General features: G+C 45.5%; 12 protein-coding genes. All 12 read right to left on the reverse strand.

The window, feature by feature from the left end:
* Window positions 1-4,350 (reverse strand): DNRLRE domain-containing protein (locus AC0YNW_RS27500; RefSeq protein ID WP_475834586.1); only part of this gene is annotated, 4,350 nt, incomplete at its 3' end.
* A gap of 28 nt (window positions 4,351-4,378) precedes the next feature.
* Entirely contained in the window at window positions 4,379-6,766 is a 2,388-nt protein-coding gene (locus tag AC0YNW_RS27505; protein ID WP_475834587.1) for a hypothetical protein, read from the reverse strand.
* 29 nt (window positions 6,767-6,795) lie between these two features.
* Window positions 6,796-8,397: a hypothetical protein gene (locus AC0YNW_RS27510; RefSeq protein WP_475834588.1), complete on the reverse strand. Its 1,602-nt coding sequence runs from the start codon at window positions 8,395-8,397 to the stop codon at window positions 6,796-6,798.
* 263 nt (window positions 8,398-8,660) lie between these two features.
* A complete protein-coding gene (locus tag AC0YNW_RS27515) occupies window positions 8,661-13,565 on the reverse strand; it encodes a DNRLRE domain-containing protein (RefSeq protein WP_475834589.1) in 4,905 nt (1,634 codons plus the stop codon).
* A 28-nt stretch (window positions 13,566-13,593) separates the two neighbouring features.
* Window positions 13,594-17,244 carry a hypothetical protein gene (locus AC0YNW_RS27520; RefSeq protein ID WP_475834590.1) on the reverse strand — a complete coding sequence of 1,217 codons (3,651 nt, stop codon included), beginning with the start codon at window positions 17,242-17,244 and terminating at the stop codon, window positions 13,594-13,596.
* A gap of 20 nt (window positions 17,245-17,264) precedes the next feature.
* Window positions 17,265-18,842, reverse strand: a complete 1,578-nt coding sequence (locus AC0YNW_RS27525; protein ID WP_475834591.1) for a hypothetical protein — start codon at window positions 18,840-18,842, stop codon at window positions 17,265-17,267.
* 209 nt (window positions 18,843-19,051) lie between these two features.
* Window positions 19,052-20,611, reverse strand: a complete 1,560-nt coding sequence (locus tag AC0YNW_RS27530) for a hypothetical protein (protein WP_475834592.1) — start codon at window positions 20,609-20,611, stop codon at window positions 19,052-19,054.
* A 12-nt stretch (window positions 20,612-20,623) separates the two neighbouring features.
* Complete coding sequence (locus AC0YNW_RS27535; RefSeq protein ID WP_475834593.1) at window positions 20,624-21,220, reverse strand: hypothetical protein; 597 nt, start codon at window positions 21,218-21,220, stop codon at window positions 20,624-20,626.
* Window positions 21,221-21,279: 59 nt separating this feature from the next.
* Window positions 21,280-21,741 carry a hypothetical protein gene (locus AC0YNW_RS27540; protein ID WP_475834594.1) on the reverse strand — a complete coding sequence of 154 codons (462 nt, stop codon included), beginning with the start codon at window positions 21,739-21,741 and terminating at the stop codon, window positions 21,280-21,282.
* 106 nt (window positions 21,742-21,847) lie between these two features.
* Window positions 21,848-22,942: a hypothetical protein gene (locus tag AC0YNW_RS27545; RefSeq protein WP_475834595.1), complete on the reverse strand. Its 1,095-nt coding sequence runs from the start codon at window positions 22,940-22,942 to the stop codon at window positions 21,848-21,850.
* 76 nt (window positions 22,943-23,018) lie between these two features.
* Entirely contained in the window at window positions 23,019-23,888 is an 870-nt protein-coding gene (locus AC0YNW_RS27550; RefSeq protein ID WP_475834596.1) for a hypothetical protein, read from the reverse strand.
* Between the two features lie 12 nt (window positions 23,889-23,900).
* The gene (locus AC0YNW_RS27555) at window positions 23,901-24,986 is read right to left on the reverse strand and encodes a cell adhesion protein (protein WP_475834597.1); all 1,086 of its coding nucleotides are present in this window, start codon (window positions 24,984-24,986) and stop codon (window positions 23,901-23,903) included.

The raw sequence follows: 24,986 nt of genomic DNA on the forward strand, positions 1-24,986 counted from the left end.
CGTAAGGGGTTTGTCATCCTTTCTCTTGACCGTGATTTTCGAGTACATATTGTCACGCCGTACCGTCAAAAACGTCTCTATCATCATCGGGTTGAGGACACGAATGTGGCCGGTAATCGGGGGGCTGTCATCCCAAGTGCTCTTGATGGTGATGGTGGACTTAACTTCCTTATCCTTGTTTTGTCGTGCTACGATGTGCGCGATAACCTCAGCAAATCCTGGGCTTGCTACTTTAGGGTCATCATACTCAATAACAAGCTTAGGTTCATACTTGTCCCCGCGCTCACGTGTTCCAAAACGAGCATAAACATCCATCAATTGCTGCTCTGCCTTCAGCAATATGCCCATGTTTATGGCTGTCCCGTTGTACCACTCCTTCACGATATCGAGAACGTCAATCTCAGCATACTCCTTGGCTACGTCCGCACTTAACTCCGTAAGCTTACGTCCGTAGACTGGCGTACTTGCCCATGTCACCCCGACCTCTGACCAGTCAGCTTCAATCTCGTACAGGCCGATCGGGGTACCAACCATAGCGGTCTGCTCCACATAAAGCATGAGGTGGGCTTTCTTCAGCCTCACACCTGCTGGTATAGAACGGATATCGAACTGAAGCAAGGAGTTGAAATCCTCCCCGTTCATGGTCCGACCCACCATTATCTCCTGCTCTTCTCCGTAGTTCAGACGAGGTACATTAGACCGAACGAAAGCGTCCTTGACTGGTGATAGGTTTAGTTCTACCTTCGGCGGCGGCATGACAGAGAACGTTCCCCGCATCTTACCAGCGGCACGAACGGAGATGTGGCTGACCAAGTTATCGTGAACTTTTACCTGAATGGTGGATGACGTATCGTCTATATAAACAGGAGCGACTGCAAAACGTCCCGTCATTTTACCGTGAGGCTTTACCGTGATGGATGAAGTCAGGTCATTCCTGTACGGGACTTGCACGTAACTCTTTCTCTGCTCTACGGATACTTGGTAAGCTTCGTACAGTTCAATCTCTTGCCAAGACAGTTGGTTACCTACCGCTGAGTTTGAGAACTCCAACCGATAGTACCTAAATGTTTTAGCGTAGTATTTTTTGTTAAGTACGTACTTTCTGAGTTCCCCACTGCCCCACGTTGGGCAGTTAGATACCACATCCAGTACATCCCAGCGAGTCTTGTCATTACTACCGTAGATTACCCAGTCACGTGGGGTTTGTGTTTGGGAAGAAAATCTTGCCGCTAACCCGTATCCTGCAATCATCAATGGTTGCCCATAGTCGAAGACTATCCAACCTGCTCTTGCACCTGCTGGTGTTGCCCAAGGATTCCCCATACTAGAGTTATTGAATGCAAGCCAGGCTGTATGATTACTGTCATATACCCCTGACACTTCTACAGAGTATCCCATCCAGTCGGTAGCTGTTACTGGGACCGTCACGTCAACTAAATCGTGAGTGAAATCCTCCTCTATAATGGAGTCCTTATATACGTTCAACGTTGTCGGGATATCAACTCGTGGTTTGACGTAAATCTCACCAACTAGGTCATTTTCACCTCTCGTACTAGCCGCCACAAGGAAGGTAGGTCTGAATCCAGTAGCCCCAAGCTGAAGTTCCGTTGGGGTTACATACGACATAGCCGCCGCCGAATTGTACCCACGCACTGCCCTGTACCCTACTGAGGGGTAGGTGTTGAGTGTGTGTGACCAACAGTTACTCCAATTCCATACCTTATTGTCGCCAGCATTCGAAGGGCCGCCCAAGTCAGAACTGACTACGTACTTATCCCAATCGTTGTCCTTGTCCGAAGTCGAGACACCACCCGATGGCAAGCTAACAAAAGCTGTAATATCTGAGACAGCATCCTCAAACATTTGCATCTCATCCACGCTGGCGAAGTAGCCAGAGTATCCATTCGTAGCGGTTATCGTCCAGCGGTAGTGAGTATAAGCAGTGTCGTTATTCATATAGAACCTACGTGTTATCGCAAGACCTGCTTCGTTGGTACGTTCATCAAGTAGCGTCCAGTCCGTTCCGTTATTACTTCCGTGCATCTGCCATGTCTTCGGTGCAGCAGGATTGTATATACGAGACAGCAAAGAGTAAGCTTTGATTGTCCTAGGTTTGTCGTAGGCGATTGTAAGCCAAGACGGTGCAGGGTAAGTTGTTACCCACCTATTAGCGTCAGTAGCTGTGTTGTCCCCGTCAAACATCTTCCAAGTATCATAGACAGGGCTGTAGGCGTTATATCTAGTTAAGATTACACCATCACCTACGTTTGAAGTCAGACGTGGGATGGTGGGAACAAGCATCTTTTCAAGAAGCTTACCCGTTACCCAACCATCGTCATTCAGGGTATTCCAGGAAATCCCCCCCTGAACGTTTCGGTCAGCAATTAGCTTGATTCTTCCTAGCTTATCGTCATCAACGGCGATTAAATAAAAGTCACCACTAGGAGCGACCGCCGTAGGGACGACAGGTAGAAAATCACTTGTCTCTTTACCTAAATTAGAGAAAATACCCACTTCGTTATTGGTATAAGCATGGTAGTTACAGCGAACCCTGTCCCCTACCTTTATACCTGATTCCGTCAGAACTTCTCTTACGTGCAACAACCGACCAGTCTCTTCAATGTCAACAGCTTCCAACGAAAGAACCATGTTTGCTTCCTTGGTTATCTCGACAAAATGGATTGTATTCTCAAGCCCTGTAAGTTCAAACTGAACAGAAGTGTACTGCAAGTGAGACCGTAGTTCAGTATACGTATAGGAGACTCCATCTACTTTAATGATGTTGTTACCTCTGTTGTTGGCGTTGTAAGCGGATATAATACGAAGCTTAGTCCCTGTAAACTTAAAGGATAGTTTTGCGTTTACGTTGGAGTTTTGGTTATCGTAAGAAATAATGCCACCATAAGCATTAGCATCTGCCGACCATGCGTGTGAGAAGTTAAGGTAAGAGAGAGCGTTGTCCTTACTTCCATACCTTCTCCACCCACGTTCAGGCTGTGGTAGCGCTGATCCCAGAGTACCTAAAACATATCCGTCAGAGTCAATGTCGATAGCGTCCATAAAAAATTGCCCGCCATTTTGTACAGGAAGTCCAAAGTCTATGGTCACCTCATGGACTTGCTTTACCATGCCTAGCTTCTCGTACACAACCACCTGTCCACCTGTTGTAGCGTAGCTACTTGTAAAGAACTCTTCAGGAAGGTCATTAATTCTAATCCTCATGCGTTCGTTACGGCTTGGATCAGTACCTGCGTAAACTCTAAGTTTTGAGCCATAGAACTTAAACTGGATAGTATTGTTCTTGTCCTCTGTCGGGGCAAGGACTCGAACATTACCGCCATACGCACCTGTGAGGACAGTATTAGATACGTACCCGTTAGGATAGGATAAAGTATCATCGTTAAATCGTTTCCACCCTTGATCGGGATTAGGGAATTGAGTCCCTAATGGGAGAACCATATAATCGTTTATCCCAATCTCAAGGGCATCGAACTGAGAGAACCAATCATACCCGACATAGGTTTTAATTAGAACGCTATGCTCTCTGTTCCCTAGTCCTTTAATGCTAAACACAAGAGTAGGTACGCTAGAGTTTACTTTTATAGTAGGGTACGGAATGTCATCTATGTACACAACGTCCCCATTACCGCCCCAGTTGTAGTCATACACTAATCTAAGTCGGTCTCCTACAAAATTGAACCTTATCTCGTTAGCGTTGTAGTGCATGTAGCCGCCGTATGGGTTCTTTACCTTATATTGTATAAGAGGGTAAGTGTCCTCAATACGTTGCCACCCACTATCTGGTACAGGGTATGCATTTCCTATGCCAGTCTCTTCCTCGAAATCGTCAGCCACGTCAGCAATGAACTTAACGCCATTCAGGGTCGCCCCCCAAGCCCCGTTACGGAACAGTTCGATTCGAATAAATCGGAATTTCTTATTCAATACATGCTCTCTGGCTGTACCGTAAGGACAATTGGCGTAGGTGTTATAGACACGGGATACTAACTCTGTCCATGTTGCCTTGTCGTCCGAACCAAGGATGCGGTAGTCACTTATAGTATCGTCCCTGGTCCTTGGGTAGATAATCAATTTATGAAAGTTGTTCACTTGCCCTAAAATACTATAAAAATCAAAATCCAAAGTGACAAATCCAGCACCAGAAGTCAACCAGTACCTATTAGCGCTACTGTCATTATCAATACCGTCGAACAAATAACCTATGTGGTAATAAACGGAATTTGTGTAAACAGAATCACTACTTGTTACTGTAATCCCACTTTTTGTTGTATATAAAGTCTGACCAGCAGTGCCGCCCAGACCATTACCTAACCTCAGTTCGTAAATCATTCAAACACCCGCTCTCATTGTATTGAGACTAATCAAGGTAATACTCAACGACTGGTCTAAATCCTATCTTCGTAGGGGAGACGTAAGTACCTATCGTACTCCAATAAACATCTCGATACCCGCCTATTCCCCTTACCGTCCGTCCAGAGCCTGAAGCTTCAAACCCTCCACTGGTTGTAAAACCAGTCCGGATTGTATCCTGAACCCACTCAGTTACCAGCCCCGAGAACCTCCAAACTGTTTCCCCGTTGTCAGTCTCTAGTGTTATGAAATCACCTTTACCTAGGTACTTGTCCCACTCATTGTCAGTAGGGTATATTCCGTATCCTTTGTTTATGTTTGAAGGGTTACCATAAGCATCTGCGTAACAAGTTCCTCCATTCAAAACCCTAACCCGTGTCAGCGCCTGTTCTTTGTAAAGCCTTAACTGACCTACACCAGTATAGTTTGCGTGTCCATCGTTCCTCTGAATGTGTACACGATACCGTTTGTAGGCTTTATTGTTGGGGATAGCATAATCCCTTTCCTCTGTAGTGAACCACCCTGAGTAGGAATTGGTGTCAAGAACAACCCAACCAGATTCGTCCCACGCTTCAAAAGTCCAGTTCCTTGGCATAACAGTATTAGTGAGCGGTGCTCTGAGTGAATACCTCCTAATTACGGTAGGCTCAGGGAACTCGTATTCCAGCCAGCACGGGTTATTAGCTATTGGTGTAATCCAGCCCCAAGTACTATCTATTCCATTAAAGGCGTACCAAGCATCGTAAGAAGTACTAAGAGCAGAGCTACACGAAGCTTTACCGTAAGGAAGCAAATTAGAAGTCATCACAGGGTTATCGGGGGCGACTAGCCTTGTCCCGTGAATGTATCCCGCATTGTTGAGCGTCTGCCAACTAATCCCGTGCTGCAGGCTTCTATCGGCAACAAGAACACCCTCTGCAACCTTAATGAAATTAAAGTACCCGTCAGGTGTCAGAGTGCTATCCAATGGAATCTCAAAATCTTCCTTCCCCGAGCCGAATCCGAAGAACCTACCTGCCGCACCAGACGTAGCCTTGTAGCCACAGCGAATATAATCCCCTACCATCATTTCAGCTAAGGAAGTGCATAACTTCCCTCCCGTGTCGGGGTAATTCTGCTCTACAACCAAGTAACCGTCAGCGTCAATGTCAAGAGCATCGAGGTAGTACGAACCTGAAGTGTGAATTGCGGTCACTTCTACTTCATGTATCGCCAATGGTAGACCAATAACCTCTATGTTTAAAGCCTGATAGACTGTGGTAGACTGCCTTTGCGAGAAACGGTACTCTTCTCCATCAATCTTTAGGTAACAGTCAGGAGATGCAGTGTTGAACATAACCCCTATCAATCTCAACTTAGTCCCAGAGAACCTAAACTTGAATTTGTGGGAATCCCTGGTCACAGTGCCAGTGGCTAAATGGTAACTTTTATCATAAGCCAATGGTTGATTGGATAGCGTCCAGCTACCAAATAAGTAGTTGGTCAGTAGTAGACTATCTACCCTCTTCCATCCATCTTCTGGTGCTGTTAAGGACTCCCCTATGAAAGCCCTCTTTACTAATCTCCCTCCATCGTCGATATCAACAGCATCTAAATTCAACCCTGCCGTTGCCCCAGATTTAACTCTGACAATAACCACGTGCTCACCTAAAGCTAATCCCGTGGCTTCTGCCATCAACACTTGCTGAGTCCCATCACCTGTGTTGGAGTAAGTTGCTACAACTTTCCCGTCCACCACTAGCTCTGCTTGTGTTGTATATGTGGTATCGCCTTTCCTGGCAATAATTCTGACCTTTGTCCCGTAAAAATTAAATTTAACGAACGCTATGTTTGACGAAGTGTATGCATACCCTCCACCATAGGAATCTGTAGATGCGTAGTTGGGGGTCCATGCCCCTACATAATTTATACTCGCATCAGTATGGTCTATCCGTCTCCATCCTTCCTCTGGCTCTTTTAGGATTGACCCTACGGTCACAGGTATTACAATACGACCCCCCGCATTAATGTCAATGGCATCTATTGTCGTATAGTACCCTGTAGAAGCTGACTCTATCTTTACTATGTGCTCCTTATCCTCAAGCCCTAGCTTCTCAAACACAACAACGTTTGCGCCAAGATTGCCCAAGTTTTCAGCATATGATTCGTAGACACCATCTACGGTTATTCCTACTGCGCCAGCGTGATCGTAAGCGTTGTACGTCAGGATTCTTAACTGTGTCCCTACGAATCTAAACGTAAAGTGTTTACCCGCCACTGCAGTAGAATGACCGCCACCATTGTAGTATGCTGAGGATGTTCCATAGGTCATATCTGTCACTGCGCCAACAGCGTTATCGTCATACCTCTTCCATCCAGTCTCTGGCGCTGGAAGTATTTGTCCCACCTTAGACATAGACGATCTCCTTTCTAAATAACCCTCTATCACAGAGGGTCAGACTTGGAATATATGTTGAAGTCCCCGCCCGCCATCGTATCCTCCTGAGTCACTACCCTAATATAGAACTGAGACTCTTCATCGTTAGCAAACGTCCCATTAAACCTCAGAACTTGCTCTGGAATAAATGGGCTATTGAACTGACTAAGTTCGATATCGGTCTTTTCTGGGAATTCCTCAGGTGCGACGAATACCCGAAGGTTTGTCACCTCAAACCCAGCCAAGTTCTTGACGAATACCCGAACTGGTGCTGATGTTTGCCCAGCTACAAGAGTACCGAAATCAAGCAGTTTGAAGATATTGTTATATCCGTCGGAGTAATACATTCCACTACTGTTTGTCCCGTCATGAAATGCAATAACTGGTTTGACCAGGTATTCCACAGTTAGCTTAGGAGAGTTAACAGAACTGTTTGGTGGGTAGAAGGTCATTGTAGTTCCGCCTACATATCCCCCACGTCTGAAGACAAGTCCTGTTGTCTGCCTGTCTAGTAACGTATTTCGTAGATCAATTCTTAGCCACATACCATCCATTTGGGTTGCTGGGCTTCTGTAAGGCAATGAATGTATTAAATCCGTTCCTTGGTCTGGTCTTGTGGCATAAGTCACGTTACTGTCCCATGCGGTTGTCGTTGCATATACATCCCAACCAACACCGTGGGAAGTAGCCCAAGCACCTATAAGGGAATCCGTTTTGATTCTGATATCAAGGTCCGCCTTACTTATGACCAAATCCTTATTACCTCTTAACTCTTCTATAACATCAGGGAATGTAATCATAGTGTAGACTTCACGGTGATCTGACCTGCCTGGTTCGTAAGACCCTATATACATTTCATTTTGGCTAACTGCCGCTGCAGCACTTAAGTTTTTCCAAATGAAGTTAGTGTCGTCTTTAGCCGTAGTTGTTGGGTCTATTACTACGGGATAGGCGGCATTTTTCAAGAAATCTGTATCACGTACCTCCAAAACCAATTCATCATAGGTCTCTCCTTGGAAAATTCCGTAATCAACTCCGTAACTTACATCACCATTTGCGTCAATCATGAAAGGAATACCTAAGTTCCATACCACATTACCTTCCTCATCAACAACCTTGGCTTCTCTTCCTTCCTTGATTATGTCGGTGCTCCCTTTTTTAATAGTAAAAGAGAACGTCGTCATCCCTACCACATGTTTGAGTATGATGTTCTCTTTCAACATTCCTTCACTAATCACGTACTCTACATCAACGCCCCTAAAACACTCTCGGAAGACACATGCAGAACCTTTAGTGTCAAATACGGTCGGGTTAGCCCCCTTCAACTTGAAGTTGACCCATTTAGTACCGTGGTCTGTTACTTTTTCAATCCCTACTAAGTGACTGTTACTCACCGTATTATCTCCAAAGTAAATTTTGAATGTGTTGGACAGAGCACCCTTTGAAAACTCCCACCCATTGAAATCATTTATTTCATTGGATATCTCTTCCCATTTGCCATCGGCGGACAAGTAGTGTAGAGGGGTAGATGAAATTTCTGCGGTATACTTGCCGTCACCTAGGTGAAAATGCTTTTCGAACATTGTTCTCTTGCTTATTACCTCTTGCATGACTTCCCCTCCTTTGCTGAATGTTATACACAATATAAGTTAATTGGGAGGTGATTCCTCCTGTTCTTGGAAGGATATGCTTCGCATTTTAAGCTTGGAGAAGGTGACGGATCCGGAGAGTGGCTATATGAGACGGAAGAGTTCTTTATTTGAACCACCGACTGTACCATTTCGGCCTTCGCTTACAATTTGAAACGAAAAAAGCCCTCAAAATGAGGGCTTTGTCGACAGGCTTACCCCTACCGAGTATGTAGGGGGCTATGTTACATAATGAATGCGTACGAACCATCGTCGTACATCTCTACTGTAATCGAACAAGGTAAGCTTGAGCCTTGAATTACTTCCAGATTCGTGGTCAAGTCGCTGTGATACCGTTCGTTTACCCTGATGGTTGCTTTCAGGTCTTTGTTACCCTTGAACGGTACTGTAATGCTTGAGGCTAAATAACCAGACTTGACAATAATACTACTCTCTAATGACGAGTTAGACCATACTTCTATACTTGACGTAATGTCACGGTCGTCCGAACGCCTTACGGTGAGTAGGCTCTCTACATCACTTACTTGTTCGCCAATGACAGTAATGCTAGATGGGATAACAGAGCTTGCGATGACCGATAAGAAGCCCGCCAAGCTGGGTCTGCTGACCGTTATGCTAGAAACCGAATCATCGTCATCCAAGCGTCTGACCGTTATGACTGAAGGTATTTCGTCTTCGTCACTTCTACTTACGGTAACGAATCCCGTCAGGAAGTCTCTGGTTACGACCAGGTTAGTCAGCAGTACAGACTCATCCTTAGACCGCACCGTGATGGTGGTCGTAAGGGGTTTGTCATCCTTTCTCTTGACCGTGATTTTCGAGTACATATTGTCACGCCGTACCGTCAAAAACGTCTCTATCATCATCGGGTTGAGGACACGAATGTGGCCTGTAATGGGAGGTCTGTCATCCCAAGTGCTCTTGATGGTGATGGTGGACTTAACTTCCTTATCCTTGTTTTGTCGTGCTACGATGTGCGCGATAACCTCAGCAAATCCTGGGCTTGCTACTTTAGGGTCATCATACTCAATAACAAGCTTAGGTTCATACCTGTTCCCGCGCTCACGTGTTCCAAAACGAGCATAAACATCCATTAATTGCTGCTCTGCCTTCAGCAATATGCCCATGTTTATGGCTGTCCCGTTGTACCACTCCTTCACGATATCGAGAACGTCAACCTCAGCATGCTCCTTGGCTACGTCCGCACTTAACTCCGTAAGCTTACGTCCGTAGACTGGCGTACTTGCCCATGTCACCCCGACCTCTGACCAGTCAGCTTCAATCTCGTACAGGCCGATTGGAGTACCAACCATAGCAGTCTGCTCCACATAAAGCATGAGGTGGGCTTTCTTCAGTCTCACACCTGCTGGTATAGAACGGATATCGAACTGAAGTAAAGAGTTGAAATCCTCCCCGTTCATGGTCCGACCTACCATCATCTCCTGCTCTTCTCCGTAGTTCAGACGAGGTACATTAGACCGGACGAAAGCGTCCTTGACTGGTGATAGGCTTAGTTCTACCTTCGGCGGCGGCATGACAGAGAACGTTCCCCGCATCTTACCAGCGGCACGAACGGAGATGTGGCTGACCAAGTTATCGTGAATTTTTACCTGAATGGTGGAAGGTGTATCGTCTACATAAACAGGAGCGACTGCAAAACGTCCCGTCATTTTACCGTGAGGCTTTACCGTAATAACGGACGGAAAATTGTTTCTGTAAGGCACCGTTACGTGAGACTTATTCTGTTCTAGGCCTTCTTGATGAACTTGGTACAATTCAAACTCTTGAATAGCTAATTGCGACCCAGCGGAAGAATTTCCGAACTCCATCTTGAAGTACCTGAACTCCTTACCATAAACATGACCTCCAAGAACATACTGGCGAAGTTCTCCAGTTCTCCAAGTAGGTACGCTGGTCGTTGAGTCCAGAAACTCCCAGTCTTGCTTGTCAGTACTACCGTAAAGCGTCCAGTCTCGCGGCGTCTGATTATGGTACGATAACCTTGCCCCTACACCGTACCCCGCGACCTTGAGCGGCTTGCCGTAGTCGAAAATGAACCAACCTGTTCTCTGACCTGATGCCAGCGCCCACCCTGAACCGTCAGTAGAATTGTTAAGCATCATCCATGGCTCGTGACCTGCGCTGTGGAAGCTTGGGACTTCAAGAACGTATCCCTTCCAGTCCGTTGCCGTAACCGGTTCAGTCACGTCAACCAAGTTATGCTTATACTCTTCCTCTATAATGGTGTTCTGGAAGACGTGTAACTTGCTCTTGATATCCACCCGTGGTCTTACGTAAATCTCGCTGACAAGCGTGCTGCTTCCCTTTGTGTTACCTGTCATCAAGAAAGTAGGTCTGAATCCCGTCCAAGTACGGGAAGTTTCTGTCGTCGACACGTTGTTTTTAGTTGCTACCGCAGTATTTCCACGGACTGTTTTATACCCGATTGAGGTATAGGTGTTAATGGTATGTGAGTAACACTGACTCCAATTCCATACCTTGTTATCACCAGGGTTAGTATAGCCGCCCAAGCTAGAAGAGACTACGTATTTATCCCAGTCGTTATCTATGTCCCTAGCATGAGCACCACCCGTTGGTAAGCTAACTACAGCTTTGATGCCGGAGGTGGTTTCCTCGAACATCTGCATAGCATCAACACTAGCAAAGTATCCGGTGTACCCATTATTTGCAGTTATCGTCCAACGGTAGTGTTGGTAGGCAGTATCATTTTCCATATAAAATGTACGATTTGACGCAAGTCCTGTTTCGTCGATACGTTCTTCAAGTAACGTCCAATTCGTACTATCATGACTGCCATGCATCTGCCACGTCTTGGGTGCGGCAGAAATTACTGTACGTGACAGTAAAGAATACGCCTTAATCAGCCTAGGTTTGTCATAAGAAACTACAAGCCAAGCAGGTGATTTTCCAGGTGCAACCCACCTGTCGGATGCAAGACTATCCCCGCTAAACATTTTCCAAGGTTCTGTGGTGGCGTTGGAGCTACTACTGGCAGTTAGTGATACCCCATCCCCTGTGTTAGAGGTCATCCGGGGTACGGTAGGTAACAGTACCTGTTCAAGAACCTTACCTATCACGAACCCTTCATCATTCAATGTATTCCAAGTAATACCCCCGTGAAGGTTTCGGTCAGCAATCATTTTAATTCTGCCAAGCCTGTCCTCTTCAACAGCTATTAAATAAAAGTCACCACTAGGGGCACCTGCTGCAGGAATTCCAGGAAGGAAATCGCCGGTCTCTTCGCCTAACCCAGCGAAAGAACCAATAGAAGTATTGTCATAAGTTCTGTAGTGACAGCGAATCCTGTCCCCTACTTTCATACCTGCTTCCGTCAGAACTTCCCTGCTATGAAGTAGCCGCCCGTCCTCGTCTATGTCCACAGCCTCTAAAGTTAAAGTCTTACCTGCTTCTTTAGTAATCTCAATCGTGTGTTCTTTATGCTCAAGCCCTGTCATCTCAAACATGATAGCTGTATACAAGGATTCACCGACAGTCGAATAAGTATAGCTAGTACCATCAACTGTGATTATGTCATTTCCTCGATAGGCTGCAATGTTGTAGGCACTGATTATGCGAAACTTAGTACCTATGAATTTAAAGGATATCTTCGCATCTACATTCCTGTCGTCATATGAAATAGCACCCTCGTAAGCCTTTGCGTCAGAGTTCCACGCGTTCGAGAAATTCCAGTAAGACACGGAAGGGTGCTTACTTCCATACCTCTTCCAACCTTGCTCGGGTTGAGGAAGAGACGAACCTATACTGGCTACGATATCCCCATCATCGTCTATATCAACAGCATCCATGAAGAACTGTCCTCCGTTGTGCAGATCGCCAAAATCAACAGTCACATCATGGAGTCCCTTTCCAAGGTTTATTTTTTCATATACCACCACCTGTCCAATGTTGGCTGTAGGGTAGTTGCTGGTGAAAAACTCTTCAGGCAAGGAATCAATACGAATACGCATGTTGTCATTCCGTCCAGTATAAGTACAAGCTAGAACCCGAAGCATAGAACCGTAAAACCTGAACTTAATTTGGTTCTGGTTTGTTGTAGGTGTTAGTACCCTTGCTGAAGTCCCGTACATGCCTGAAGTAGCTGTCGCCGTGTATAATGTGTGACCATTAGGGTAACTTAACCTGTCGTCGTTAAATCTCTTCCACCCGCCATCAGGGATTGTAAGCTGAGCCCCTAATACCGCCGGAAAATGTCCGTTTACACCAATCTCGAACGCATCGAACTGAGAGAACCACCCCGACCCGATAGAGGTTTTGATGACGACCTGATGCTCTCCATAGGTAAGTCCTGTGATACTAAAAACAAGCGCCGATGCTCCAAGGGTTGTCATAGTTGTGGGGTAAGGTACGTCATCAATGTAGACAACATCTCCATTGCTTCCCGTATTATGATGGTAAACCAACCTTAGACTGTCTCCGACAAAATTAAATCTTATTTCTTCAGCGTTGTAGTGTATAGTTCCTGCGGCAGAATTATAGGGTCTTTTCACCTTATAGGATATTGCTGGCGAAGTATCATCTATTCGTTTCCATCCACGATCAGGAGTAGGGTACGAAAAGCCTACACTAGTGGCTTCCTCGTAATCGTCAACCACGTCAGCAATAACCTTAATCCCGTTCAAGGATGCTCCCCAGTTTCCTTTACGATATAACTCGATACAGATATATCGGAATTTCCTATTCAGGATATGCTCATGTTCTGTACCATACGGGCAGTTGGCGTAAGTGTTGGTGATAAGGGGAACTAACTCCGTCCAAGCTATCTTGTCATTCGACCCAAGGACGCGGTAGTCACTAATGGAGTCATCCCTAGTTCTTGGGTAAATGAAAATTTTGTGAAATTTATTTACTTGACCTAAAATACTATTGAAATCAAAGTCCAATGTGACATTTTCTGCGCTCTGGGACAACCAGTACTTATTAGTATCAGCAGTGTTGTTGATTCCATTAAACAAGTTACCCATATAGTAGTTAGAGCTATGGGAGTAAACAGGGTCACTGCTTGTAACCGTTATACCACTCTTTGTTGTGTATAAGGTTTGACCAGCTAACCCGCCTAGTCCTTCATTTAATTTTAGTTCGTGAAGCATTCAAGCACCTGCTCTCATTGTATTGAGATTAATCGAAGTAGTACTCAACGATAGGTCTGTATCCAACCTTACTGGGAGTAGTATTTGTTCCTAGCGTACTCCAATATTTATTATCATAGATTCCTTTACCTCTTGTCGTCCTGCCTGAACCTGAGGACTCGAAGCCACCGCCACTAGTAAACCCCGTCTGAACAGTGTCCTGCGTCCATTCGGCGTCGATGCTATTGAAGCGCCAAACCGTCTCGCCGTCATAGGTGTCTGGTCTATTAAACTCACTTTTCCCTAAGTATTTATCCCACTCGTTATTGGACGGGAAGATGCCGAGACCTACGTCCTTATTTGTAGGGTGGCCGTTTTTGTCAATGAAAGCCCTGCCGCCATTCATCAACCTCAACCACATTCTGGCTGGCTCTCTATACATCTTAAGCTCGTTAATCCCAGTGTTTGAGTTGTGTCCGTCATTACTAAGGATGTTTAAACGATATCGCTTGTATTCTGTATTGTTCAGGAACACGTAATCACGTTCCTCGGTTGGTTTCCACCCTGCGTATGAGTTGGAATCCAATACAACCCACCCCGAGCCATTCCAAGCTTCAAACGTCCATTCCCGTGGCATTATTGTATTGTTGCTAGTCGGTGCTCTAAGCGAATACTTTTGAATCTTAATGGGTTTAGGGAACTCGTACTCTAACCAGCCAGTCCTCTGTCCACCTTGTGTCATCCATCCATTCCCATCATCTTTTCCATTAAAGGCAAAGTAGGCATCAACACTGGTATTGTTAATACTACTAGCTGAAGCCTTTCCGTATGGGTGAATATTCGACACCATTACTGGGTTATCGTTAGCCGTAAACATCGTTCCGTGAACGTAATTGGAGGCATTCAGATTAAGCCAGCTAATGCCATGCTGTATGGGTCTATCTGCAACGAGAACGCCTTCAGCTACTTTAATGAAGTAGAAGAACCCGTAAGGGACTACAGGCGTTTCAATAGGTATCTCCGTTTCCACGTCATCTGAACCTAGTCGATAGAAAGCGCCCGCTGTGTTTGCGCTCATTGCCCTGTATCCGCACGGTATAAAATCTCCCACCTTCATCGCCGCTATTGAATACCGAAGAACGCCACCAGTCCGTGGGTAGTTAGTGGTAGCATCTAAGTACCCGTTATCATCTATGTCAATCGCATCAAGAACGAAGCTTTTGGCTTGGTTGTTAACGACTCGTACTGTGTATTTACCGTAAGGCATATCTACTTTCTCAAACAAAAAGGCTTGGTAGACCTGCGCCAACGTGAATGTCAAATCAATCGTATGAACCTTAATATCATCTATGAATACGTCTACGCTAGTAGAGTCCTGCGCGAATCCGATAGCCCCTATTAATCTAAAGGAGCTTCCAACAAAATCAAAGTTGAACCCACTCCCTACAGTCAGGGATTGTGTTCTACCTCCGTTGTAATAGGAGACGTTAGAGCCGTAAGTCATGTTAACGTACTTAATGGCAGGGTCAGTGTCGTCATACCTGCGCCACCCATCCTCTGGTACAGTTAACATCGAGCCTACAATAGCCTTAAAGTACCCTTCCGAGTCTATGTCGATGGCTTCAAAGGTGAAATCTGGATTGTTCCTTCCATTAGCAAGCTTTTTAATCTCGACAGTGTGTTCAGTATCATCCAATCCCGTCTTTTCATACAACAGAACCTGATAGCTAGTAATGAAGGCTTGGGTGAGATACTCCGTTTCACCATCAATAGTGATCTGGATATCGTTTGAGGATGTTGCAACGCAGGTCGATATTAATCTAAGCTTTGTCCCTTTGAACACAAAATTAAGGGTATCTGTTAGGTTCGCATTGGATGATCGTCTATGAGAGCCACTATAGTAATTTGCATTTTTAACGGTCGTCCAGCCTGCCCCTCTATAAGACAGGTAAGGGTTCAAACTGTCGACCCTTTGCCAATCGTCTTGCGGAGACGTGAGCACATCACCAATAACCCGTGTGGGAATCGGTAACATAGTACCCGCTTCCTCAAGATCAATCGCGTCGATGTGCATGTGTGTCCCGCTAGTCTTAAAAATCATCACGGTATGCTCCGTGAAATCAAGCCCAGTCTTCTCATAAACCAGAGAAAACGATTGATAGTCTTTACCGTAGTTTATTGAGAAGTTATCTACGAGATCTCCGTCAATTCTAATCTCCACGTTTTTATCGTAGGCTGAATGTGTTTCAGCAATCAATCGGAACTTGCTCCCCACAAACTTGAATACCAAATAATTTCTGTTGGTAGTAGTGTAGTAAACCGAACCGTTTGTGAAAAACCTAGTCGCAGTATTGTTTGTCAACGCCCAAGTACCTCTTCTAGCGGTACAGTTGTCCGCATCGTAGCGAACCCAACCTGAATCTGGTGTCGGCAGTACTTGACCTAATATGTCCCTACTCATTAGTTGTCCATCAGAGTCGATATCAATAGCATCGATATACAATTGAGCATTACCGAAGGATATTTCTACGAGATGCTCACCATCGTTGAGGTCATGTTTCTGATATACTACAGTTTGGGCTTTTGCCGAAGCGCCGTACTCACTGAATGTCTCCGTAACCCCATCTATTTTAATACGTCCACTTGTCGTCTTATTAGTGAATAGGAAGCCAATAAGCCTAATCTTAGTCCCCTTGAACTTGAAGATTAGCTTGGCGTCAAGGTCAGTACTGTAAGTTCCGGTACCGTTATAAATTCCCGCCGTGGTGTCGTTTACCCACGTACCGACATAACTGAGTACAGGATCTTTATCATCGTATCGACGCCATCCATCTTCTGGTTCTGTTACGATACTTCCTATGGTGGGTATAATACTCCCAGTCTCATCAATGTCGATGGCATCAAGGTACATGTGACCCCCACTTGTCTTAGTAATTCTGACAAAATGAGTCTTCTCTTCGAGACCGTCAATTTCAAAGATAGTCTGCAACGCCCTGACTATACCATCATCACTTTTCTGAGATACTGTATAAGTGTCATCGTCAACTTGAACACGGACTGCCCCGTCATTTGTCGAGTAGGTTTCGGTTATTAATTTTAATTTAGTTCCTTTAAATAGAAACTCGTAATACGCACCATTTTCCTTAGTAAAGTACAAGCTACCTCCGATGAAATACTGTGCACCAGCGTCATTTGCTACAACCCAAGTCCCACTCCTAAATATAAGTGGGCTATCTGCGTCGTATCGTCTCCAGCTTGGGGAGGGCGATGGATTAAAAACGTCAGGGTTACTTAGGATTTCCCCACCGTCATTAATATCAATCGCATCTATTCTGAGTTTGTTGGTGCGATTTGTGATCCTAACATTATGCACCTTGTCGTCTAACCCTACCTTTTCATATACAAGGCATTGAAGTACGTTGTTTCCAAAATTGGTGTAGGTTGCAGGCACTCCGTCTATCGCTATCTCTGTGTTATCGTCTCCGTCCGACCATAAAGCAGAAACAATTCTAATACTCGTTCCTTTGAACTTGAACCAAACAGAACCTCCCTCAGAGTCACAGACCATCTGAGTTCCACTAGAGAGACCTGCAAAATTCTCAGGTCTCCATATCCCTTTGTATGCGATGCCTTGGTATCTGTCCTCGTACCTCTTCCATCCTACTTCCGGCGAAGTCAGCGGCTCTCCAATAGTTGCCATGAATGGTTGCCTCCTTCTTATCATAACGGGTCTGCTTTTGCGTAGATGTTGAAGTCGCCGCCTACCATCGTGTCTTCCTGCGTAACGATTCGGACGTAGAACGGTGCTTCCGCTTCGTCAACATATGTCCCATTAAACCTCAGAACTTGCTCTGGAATGAACGGGCTATTGAACTGACTGAGTTCTATACCGGTCTTTTCCGGAAACTCTGATGGTGGGGCGAATACCCGAAGGTTTGTAACCTCAAACCCAGCTAAGTTCTTAACGAATACTCGAACTGGTGCTGATGTTTGCCCCGCCACTAGAGTTCCGAAGTCAAGGAGCTTAAAGATGCTATCATATCCGTCAGAGAAATATTTATCATGGTTTGAAGACCCATCATGAAACCCAAGTACGGGTTTTACTAGGTACTGTACAGACAACTTTGGTCTTAAAGCAGGGTTGGAGTGTACCTGTGTGGCGATGTACAAGTTCGCGGTATTATACTTGTTAGGTGCGGAGAAGTAAAATCCGTAGAAGTTACTTTTTCTCGCAACATACTCCTCTGTAAAGTCTAAGTCGTACCACCTACCACCAGAGGTATTTATGGTGGCATAGAACACACTATTGGTGGACAAGCTGTCATTGTTGCCTGTACCAGTCGAGATTGGGCTGGTCAGATTGGCTATTGCAACTTGCCCTGAACCGCTTGTCACGTAAAAGGATAGTACCGCCTTATTGATTATATGGTTAGCGGTCGTATACTCTGCTAATTTAGCGAACGACATTCCTCCGACAGCCGCTCCATAGTTATACCAACGAATCCAAATTTCAGGGTTGGTGTTATAAGTCCAAGGTGCAGGATAACCCTCTGTGTGAGTTTTGACAGCAAACCCATTCGTATAGATTCCGTTGTCGAAGATAACCGTAGGGTCAATCATAATCGGATACACGGAGTTTTGAAGGAACTCTTCATCCTCGACTTTGACCGTTAGAGTCTTGAGCTCCCCATCAAAACCTACCTCGTAAGTTACCCCATAACTCTTGTCACCCACCGCATCCACCATAAAAGGCTTGTCAATAACCCACAGGATTTCCCCAGACGTAGGGTCGGTAATGAAGAGTCCACCGATACCATCCTCGAACAGTTCAGTATTGCCTTCCTTAATGGTAAAGACGAACTCTCTTATATTAGTTGCTCTATTGAGCCAAATGTTCTCCTTTACTGATTCTGGAAGAACAATATATTCAACATCCACGCCATCAAAGCAATCAATGAATCTATAAGTGTTGTCACTGGTCTCCGTAGACTTCGGTTTGGCATTCTTAAGCTTAAAGTTAATCCAACGCTCTCTGTCGCCATCCTTGAACTCTACGCTGTAAAGATGTGAGTTATCGGAGGTCTTGTCTCCAAAGTAGGTTCTAAAAATATTGGTCATGACCCCCTCCGTAAATTCCCATCCCTTGACCTCTGTGACTTTGGTATCAACTTCACTCCAAGATATCCCATCCTCGCCAAGGTAATGCACAGGATAAGAAAAGTATTCCGTTTGGTACTTTCCGCTACCCAAGCTATACGTCTTGGATGTGGCAGTACGCTTTTCAATGACCTCTTGCATGACTTTCCCTCCTTACCTGAGCTCCCATGAAATTGTGCCGCCCACGTCTTTCGTCAATGGTGCGTCAATCACATCGACGCTTCTCCCATTACGTTTTATCTCTAAGCACCCGTTCAGTTCCTCGCTTGCGGTCCTTGTGCTTCTTTCATCCTGCCTCTGCAAAGTTAGCGGCTCTCCAAAAGTTCCCATGAGTGGTTATTTCCTTCTTATCATAACGGGTCTGCTTTTGCGTAAATGTTGAAGTCGCCGCCTACCATCGTGTCTTCCTGCGTAACGATTCGAACGTAGAACGGTGCTTCCGCTTCATCAACATACGTCCCATTAAACCTCAGAACTTGCTCTGGAATAAATGGGCTATTAAACTGACTGAGTTCAATATCAGTCTTTTTTGGAAACTCCGCTGGTGTGACGAGTACCCGCAGGTTCGTCACCTCAAACCCAGCCAAGTTCTTGACAAATACCTGAACTGGTGCTGATGTTTGCCCAGCCACAAGAGTACCGAAGTCAAGTAGTTTGAAGATGTTGTCATATCCATCCGAGTAGTAATCCGTACCGACACCTGTCCCATCGTGGAAGCCTATCACAGGCTTTAGAAGATATTGGATAACCAATTTAGGTCGTAATGACGTGTTGTCGTTGGTCGGGGAAGCGAACAAAGCTCGGGTATAGCCATCACCCGCTACCATCCTTAACCCATGGAAGTCCGCAGTAACAAACGGCCTTACATCTATTCTGTGCCACTTCCCCGTTGCGCCAGGTGTTTTTACTTGTGCGACCCATGTAGCATTAGCAGTAGATGGAGCAGAACCATTATTCCAATGACTAGATATTGAATAGAAAACAGCCCCGCCGTTACCGAATCTAACATCGTTTGGAGGTGTCGTGTTTGTGCAGTATAAGTCGATGTAGGCATTGACCAACTTGACACCTTTTGCAAGGTCTTTCTTAAGCTGATCGAAAGCTGTGTAGTAGAACGAAGAAGTGTACGAGTATCCATCAGCACTTGCCCCCATCATCCCAGCACCTGCTCTCTCACTACTCTGGTAAAACTTAAACCCCGTAGCATCCCCAATAACGACGGACGGATCAATAGCTACAGGGTAAATAGCATCCCGTAGGAAATCTTCATCCGTAACCGCAACCTTCAGTGTCGAGAACTCCCCGTCATGGTCAATCTCATACATTACGCCGTAGCTGACGTTGCCCTCCGCATCCTCCATGTAAGGTTGCGCGATAGACCATAGTACCTTCCCGTCTTCTGAGTCCTTGATGACCAGTTCATCGTCAACTTTGTAGACTTCTGTACCTCCTGTCTTAACTGTAAAAAGAAACTCTCTTATAGTAGTCATTCTTTCTAGCCAAATCGTTTCTTTCACAGAATCAGGTAGAACATCATAGGAAACGTCTACCCCATCGAAACAGTCCACGAACCTGTACGAATTGCCGCTAATCTCTGAACAACTTGGTTTGGCATTTCTTAATTTGAAGTTAATCCAGCGCTCTCCGCCACCATCCTTAAACTCGACACCGTAAAGGTGGGAGTTATCAGAGGTTTGGTCTCCGAAGTATGTTCTGAAGAAATTGGTTTTGACTCCCTCCGTGAACTCCCAGTCAGAGATTCCAACTACGTTTGTGTCCACTTCAAGCATAGTCTTACCGTCTTCTGCAAGGTAATGCACAGGATAAGAAAAGTATTCAGTTTGGTATTTCCCGCTACCTAAGCTATACGTCTTAGAAGTGGCGGTACGCTTTTCAATTACCTCTTGCATGACTTTCCCTCCTTACCTGAGCTCCCATGAGATTGTGCCGCCCACTTCTTTCGTCAATGGTGCGTCAATCACATCGACGCTTCTTCCATTACGTTTTATCTCTAAGCGCCCGTTCAGTTCCTCGCTTGCAACCAGCGTCAGCTCAAGCCTAGCCAAGCTATTATTCGGAATCTGGCAAATGGCTTTGAGGTGGAAGTCCACTCCATCTATGTTAAGCTTTACTTTATATCCAAAATTGAATTGAGTGATTACTGTTTGTCCCGAGCCTGGATCGGTAGGGTTGAATAAAAACTCAGCATCTTTGTACGTGATAATATCGTTGTACATCATGGCCCGCCCAGTAAGCTGGTAAGTCTTATCGTCTGTAACATACGAAACCTCAAGCATTTGACCAAGAATCTTAAAGATTCCACCGTATACTTCAAAAAACATGGATGCTCCATTACCCACCAGACCAAACCTCAGAAGATTTTTGCGGTCGATTTTGTAGTAATTGTTTTCTTCTTGCGTCTTGTAATCGAACTCAGATAGGCATGTGCCGTCCAAGTACTCCGCCACCCACACAAACAATTGCTTTACTGGTGACGTAATATCGCGATTTCCAAACATTGAACATACCCCCATTATATTGGTTGAAAAATACCCCACTTTTCAGTGGGGTATGTTTATTACGTAAACTGGTAAGCGACACGGGTAAGGAATGTAAAGTTACCTGCTGTTGCTGTTGCCGGTACGTTGGCCTGGAGCGTTACTTTAGCGTAGTTAGTAACAGCGCCCAAAGAACCATCATTAGCTGTGCCTTTGATTCGACCTGCACCTGCCGCCCCACCAGCCTGTACCAGCTTCACTACCGTGCCGCCGACTGGCGTAAAAGCCATCTCGTTTAGGGAGTCTACACGTACTTCAATCCACTTGTTGACAACTACCTCGCCCGTATTACCTCCTAGTACGTCCTTGGTCGTAATGGTGCAGTTCGTCATATCTGATACATCCGAGCGTACGCCCTTGTTGTTCCAAATAAGAAATGTGGTTGATTGGGATACGCCTCCTGCGTCAACGACACCAATTGGCCACTCATTCTCTTGTTTAGTGTTAGTAACGTTAAACCACTGTACATATGGCGATGCCATAAGATTTCCCCTCCTTTGTTGAATGCTATACACAATATAGGTTGGCAAGGAGGTGACTTAACAAAATAGGAGTAAACGCAAAAAGACCCCTTTCGGGGTCTCTTCATTACAAGACACTCTTATAGCTGATATCTAGCACATCAGGAGTTCCTTCATTTACCTGCAAAGTATCAGGGGCAAAGTTAATTCCTGTGTAGTTTCCACTACTATCCTCAATATTCTCGTAATGAATCTCAGGAGACTGGAGCTGTCCGTTGATGTGGACGTACATCGTGTCTTTTCGTGCAACACCCTTCTTCAGCATGTACTCTGTCTCGCCGCCCAAGGCTTCGTAAATCTCCCTCGTAGATTCAGCGTCAACCCTGTCGATTGTTCCCTCAGCATCCGCAAGTCGGCTTGCAAGGTTGATGAGAACCGCTTGAACGGTAATACCTGTGTAATTAGGGTCAGTGATTACACCTACTAACCCTGCACCCTTGCTTGCAGAGGTGCTTACCAAGTCGTTACGAATAGCTGTGTCTGCATCCGTTCGATCCTGAACCTCGTTGGCAATTTGTTGCACGATAGGAGTCATGAGGTTAGCATTTCCATCGTTGTCTAATGAACCAGACCCGCCGTACAAGTCTTTCATCAGCTGAATAAGGTTCATGTATGCCTTGGCATCTGTCGCCCCTTCTACGAACCCTGCGCCGCTCTTAATGATTGCATCCACTGGGATAACCGATAGGTTGGTACGAACTACGAAGCGGTAGTCGATGTTCTCAGCACCTGCGTCGAACGTATAAGGTTGCTCAACCCCATCTACCAAGCTGTAAAACTTCAGCGTATAAGCTCCCGCCAACTCTACCAGTCTACCGTAAACAACATCGGAATCCTCGTCACCGATTGGAGAGTCCGTCCCCGCAAGGCGGATCTGAACCTTCTCAGTGAGGACTACACCTTCCACATTAGTAGCCGTAGACACTGGTCTGACTCCAACATCAGCCGTAACGACTAAATGGTCAGCCCCTGCCACTTCCTGATCATTGACCTGAATAAACACGTCAATTTTAGTGTCTTCCAGAATATCGCGGTGAGCTGCATAGTCGATATCAATATAGCTTTCGCTGATTTTATTGGCTTCATCGAAGTGCTGGTTACGCATGATTTTATTACTGAACTGCTCACCACGCAGTCTAGCAATCCCTCTTGTTCCTGCCATATTTAGTCACCTCTCCTTTCATTTCTTACTTTTCATTATAGGAATACAGTCCTATGTAATCACATGGTCGCTGTAATCACAGTACCCTTATGACTAACTGTACGGTCAATCCTTCAATGCCTTCCCCTACCGACTCAATAACAAGTCTGTAGTGGTCATCCTCGTTCACTTCAGTATCAGCAACCGTATGAGGGGAGTTACTCGTATCGCTTGTTTTTTCCCCACCGTCAATTACTAGGTTGGTCTGTAGGATGTTTGTCCACGAAGGAGTAGTTGCAAAGTCTTGATGGGAGCATTTCTCAATGCTGATTTCTGTATCGTCTATTCCCACTACTTCACAGTCAGCATGAATGGCTGTTATGACTCCCTTGTACGGAAACCTCAATCCAACCTTAACCTTGCCCGCCCTTACTTTGCTGACGACGAACACCATCGTCTTACTTTCTGCCCGCCGCTCTATAGAATCAAGACGCGTATCAAGATCAGGGTGAGGAGCGTCGGTGTCCCCGTATTTCCTGGCCTTAATGATTTCTACTTCGAGTCTCTTAAGCAGGTCGTTATCTATCCCACCAGGGCCGCCACCTGAGTTTTGCTTCTCAAGGTATTCCAGCTTCCAGATACGAATATGGATTTCATCGTTCAGGGATAGCTGAGCCTCTGTTCCCGCAAGTGAAGGGTCACTGTAATCGTCTGGATAACTACCCAAGTCGAGTCGAATAGTTCGATCATCTATCTCTTCGTACCCACCACCTGAAAGGAGGTGCTGTCCGTTGAAATGAACCTCTAATTGTCCAATATCTGGTACATAGGTGTAAGGATCAAGATAAATGTATAAGCCGTTACCGCCGTCTAGGTATTGTTGGTCAACGATGATTTCAAGATCGTCCCAGTACATCATCCTTTCGTTTTGGCCGTAACGCTTAATCGTCATTTTTGTTCCTGCCACGCTCCCACCTCCTTACAAGTGATTTATGTCTAAAATGAAGTTAATTGGTTTTACTCCGAAGGGGTCATTTTTCTTCTCTACCTTCATCCAGAATTTCAAACTGCTTGCTGGCGGTACTTCAGGGAGCTCGAGGATTGGTGAAAAGTTCATTAACGGCGCATTTGCTCCATCATCCTCACACAAGTCGACCCACTCGTATCCAAACATATCCAAATACTGAAGAATGCCTAGCTTCACCTGAAATGCTGGTTTCGTATCCGAAGGGTTAACCAATTCCATCTGAACCAGTATTGTATTGTCGTACATTGTCCCTAAGTACGTATCTCCTGTTACGTTGAGTTCCTTTCCCTTCCAGTGGACTTGTAACTCCGAACCATACAGGAATGAGTCCCCGCCATAAATATCAAAAGCACCTAGGCTAGATACCAGGTTACCGTTGGTATCGTAAACTCTCAGGATTCCGTTGTAAGGCATGGTGGGGACGTTAATTTCCACACCTGTCCAGTTCTTCTCCACAGTGGCAGAAGCTACCGAGTTTCCACTTGGGTCGCACAGGTATACAGTAAACCCTTCAGGTAAATTACCCACAGTCAGTTTATCGCTCTTACAAAGAACCATCTTGTCTACTCTCATTGGAACGTAGCCGCTAACGTCTTTGTTTTTCAGGACTACCCCAAGCTTGCTTGCCACTAGAGAATCAGTATCAAACAGTTCCCACCCATTACCACGGTCAGCGTAAAACGTCCACCTGTTTCCTTTACGGAGCGCTCTCCACTTACTGTACTCGCGTATTGCGGTGTCCATGCTTTCTAGGAACTCTATTCGTGACTCCCCGTCCTTCCATACAACAATGCCGCCCTCATCTCCGTACTCTGTAGGAATGTAGTCTGCGGTCACTTCCAGCAACAGATTAAACTCGTTGTCGGGTATGTCGAAGAGCATGAGGTTATCGTCCTCTGTGTGGTTTAGGACGAAGTGCCCTGAGCTTGTATCTAAGTAACCTGTATTCGTAGGGGAAAGGGTATAACGGGAGTGGACACCCCCGTTATCAAACCCGTCATCGAACAAAAGTCCGCTTGACCTCTTATATACACCCAA

This window comes from Paenibacillus sp. J31R120, from assembly GCF_056269225.1.

Coding starts and splice junctions, on each gene's coding strand:
- AC0YNW_RS27505 (WP_475834587.1), bottom strand. CDS start 6,766: ATGTCTAAGGTGGGACAAATACTTCCAGCGCCAGAGACTGGATGGAAG.
- AC0YNW_RS27510 (WP_475834588.1), bottom strand. CDS start 8,397: ATGCAAGAGGTAATAAGCAAGAGAACAATGTTCGAAAAGCATTTTCAC.
- AC0YNW_RS27515 (WP_475834589.1), bottom strand. CDS start 13,565: ATGCTTCACGAACTAAAATTAAATGAAGGACTAGGCGGGTTAGCTGGT.
- AC0YNW_RS27520 (WP_475834590.1), bottom strand. CDS start 17,244: ATGGCAACTATTGGAGAGCCGCTGACTTCGCCGGAAGTAGGATGGAAG.
- AC0YNW_RS27525 (WP_475834591.1), bottom strand. CDS start 18,842: ATGCAAGAGGTCATTGAAAAGCGTACTGCCACATCCAAGACGTATAGC.
- AC0YNW_RS27530 (WP_475834592.1), bottom strand. CDS start 20,611: ATGCAAGAGGTAATTGAAAAGCGTACCGCCACTTCTAAGACGTATAGC.
- AC0YNW_RS27535 (WP_475834593.1), bottom strand. CDS start 21,220: ATGTTTGGAAATCGCGATATTACGTCACCAGTAAAGCAATTGTTTGTG.
- AC0YNW_RS27540 (WP_475834594.1), bottom strand. CDS start 21,741: ATGGCATCGCCATATGTACAGTGGTTTAACGTTACTAACACTAAACAA.
- AC0YNW_RS27545 (WP_475834595.1), bottom strand. CDS start 22,942: ATGGCAGGAACAAGAGGGATTGCTAGACTGCGTGGTGAGCAGTTCAGT.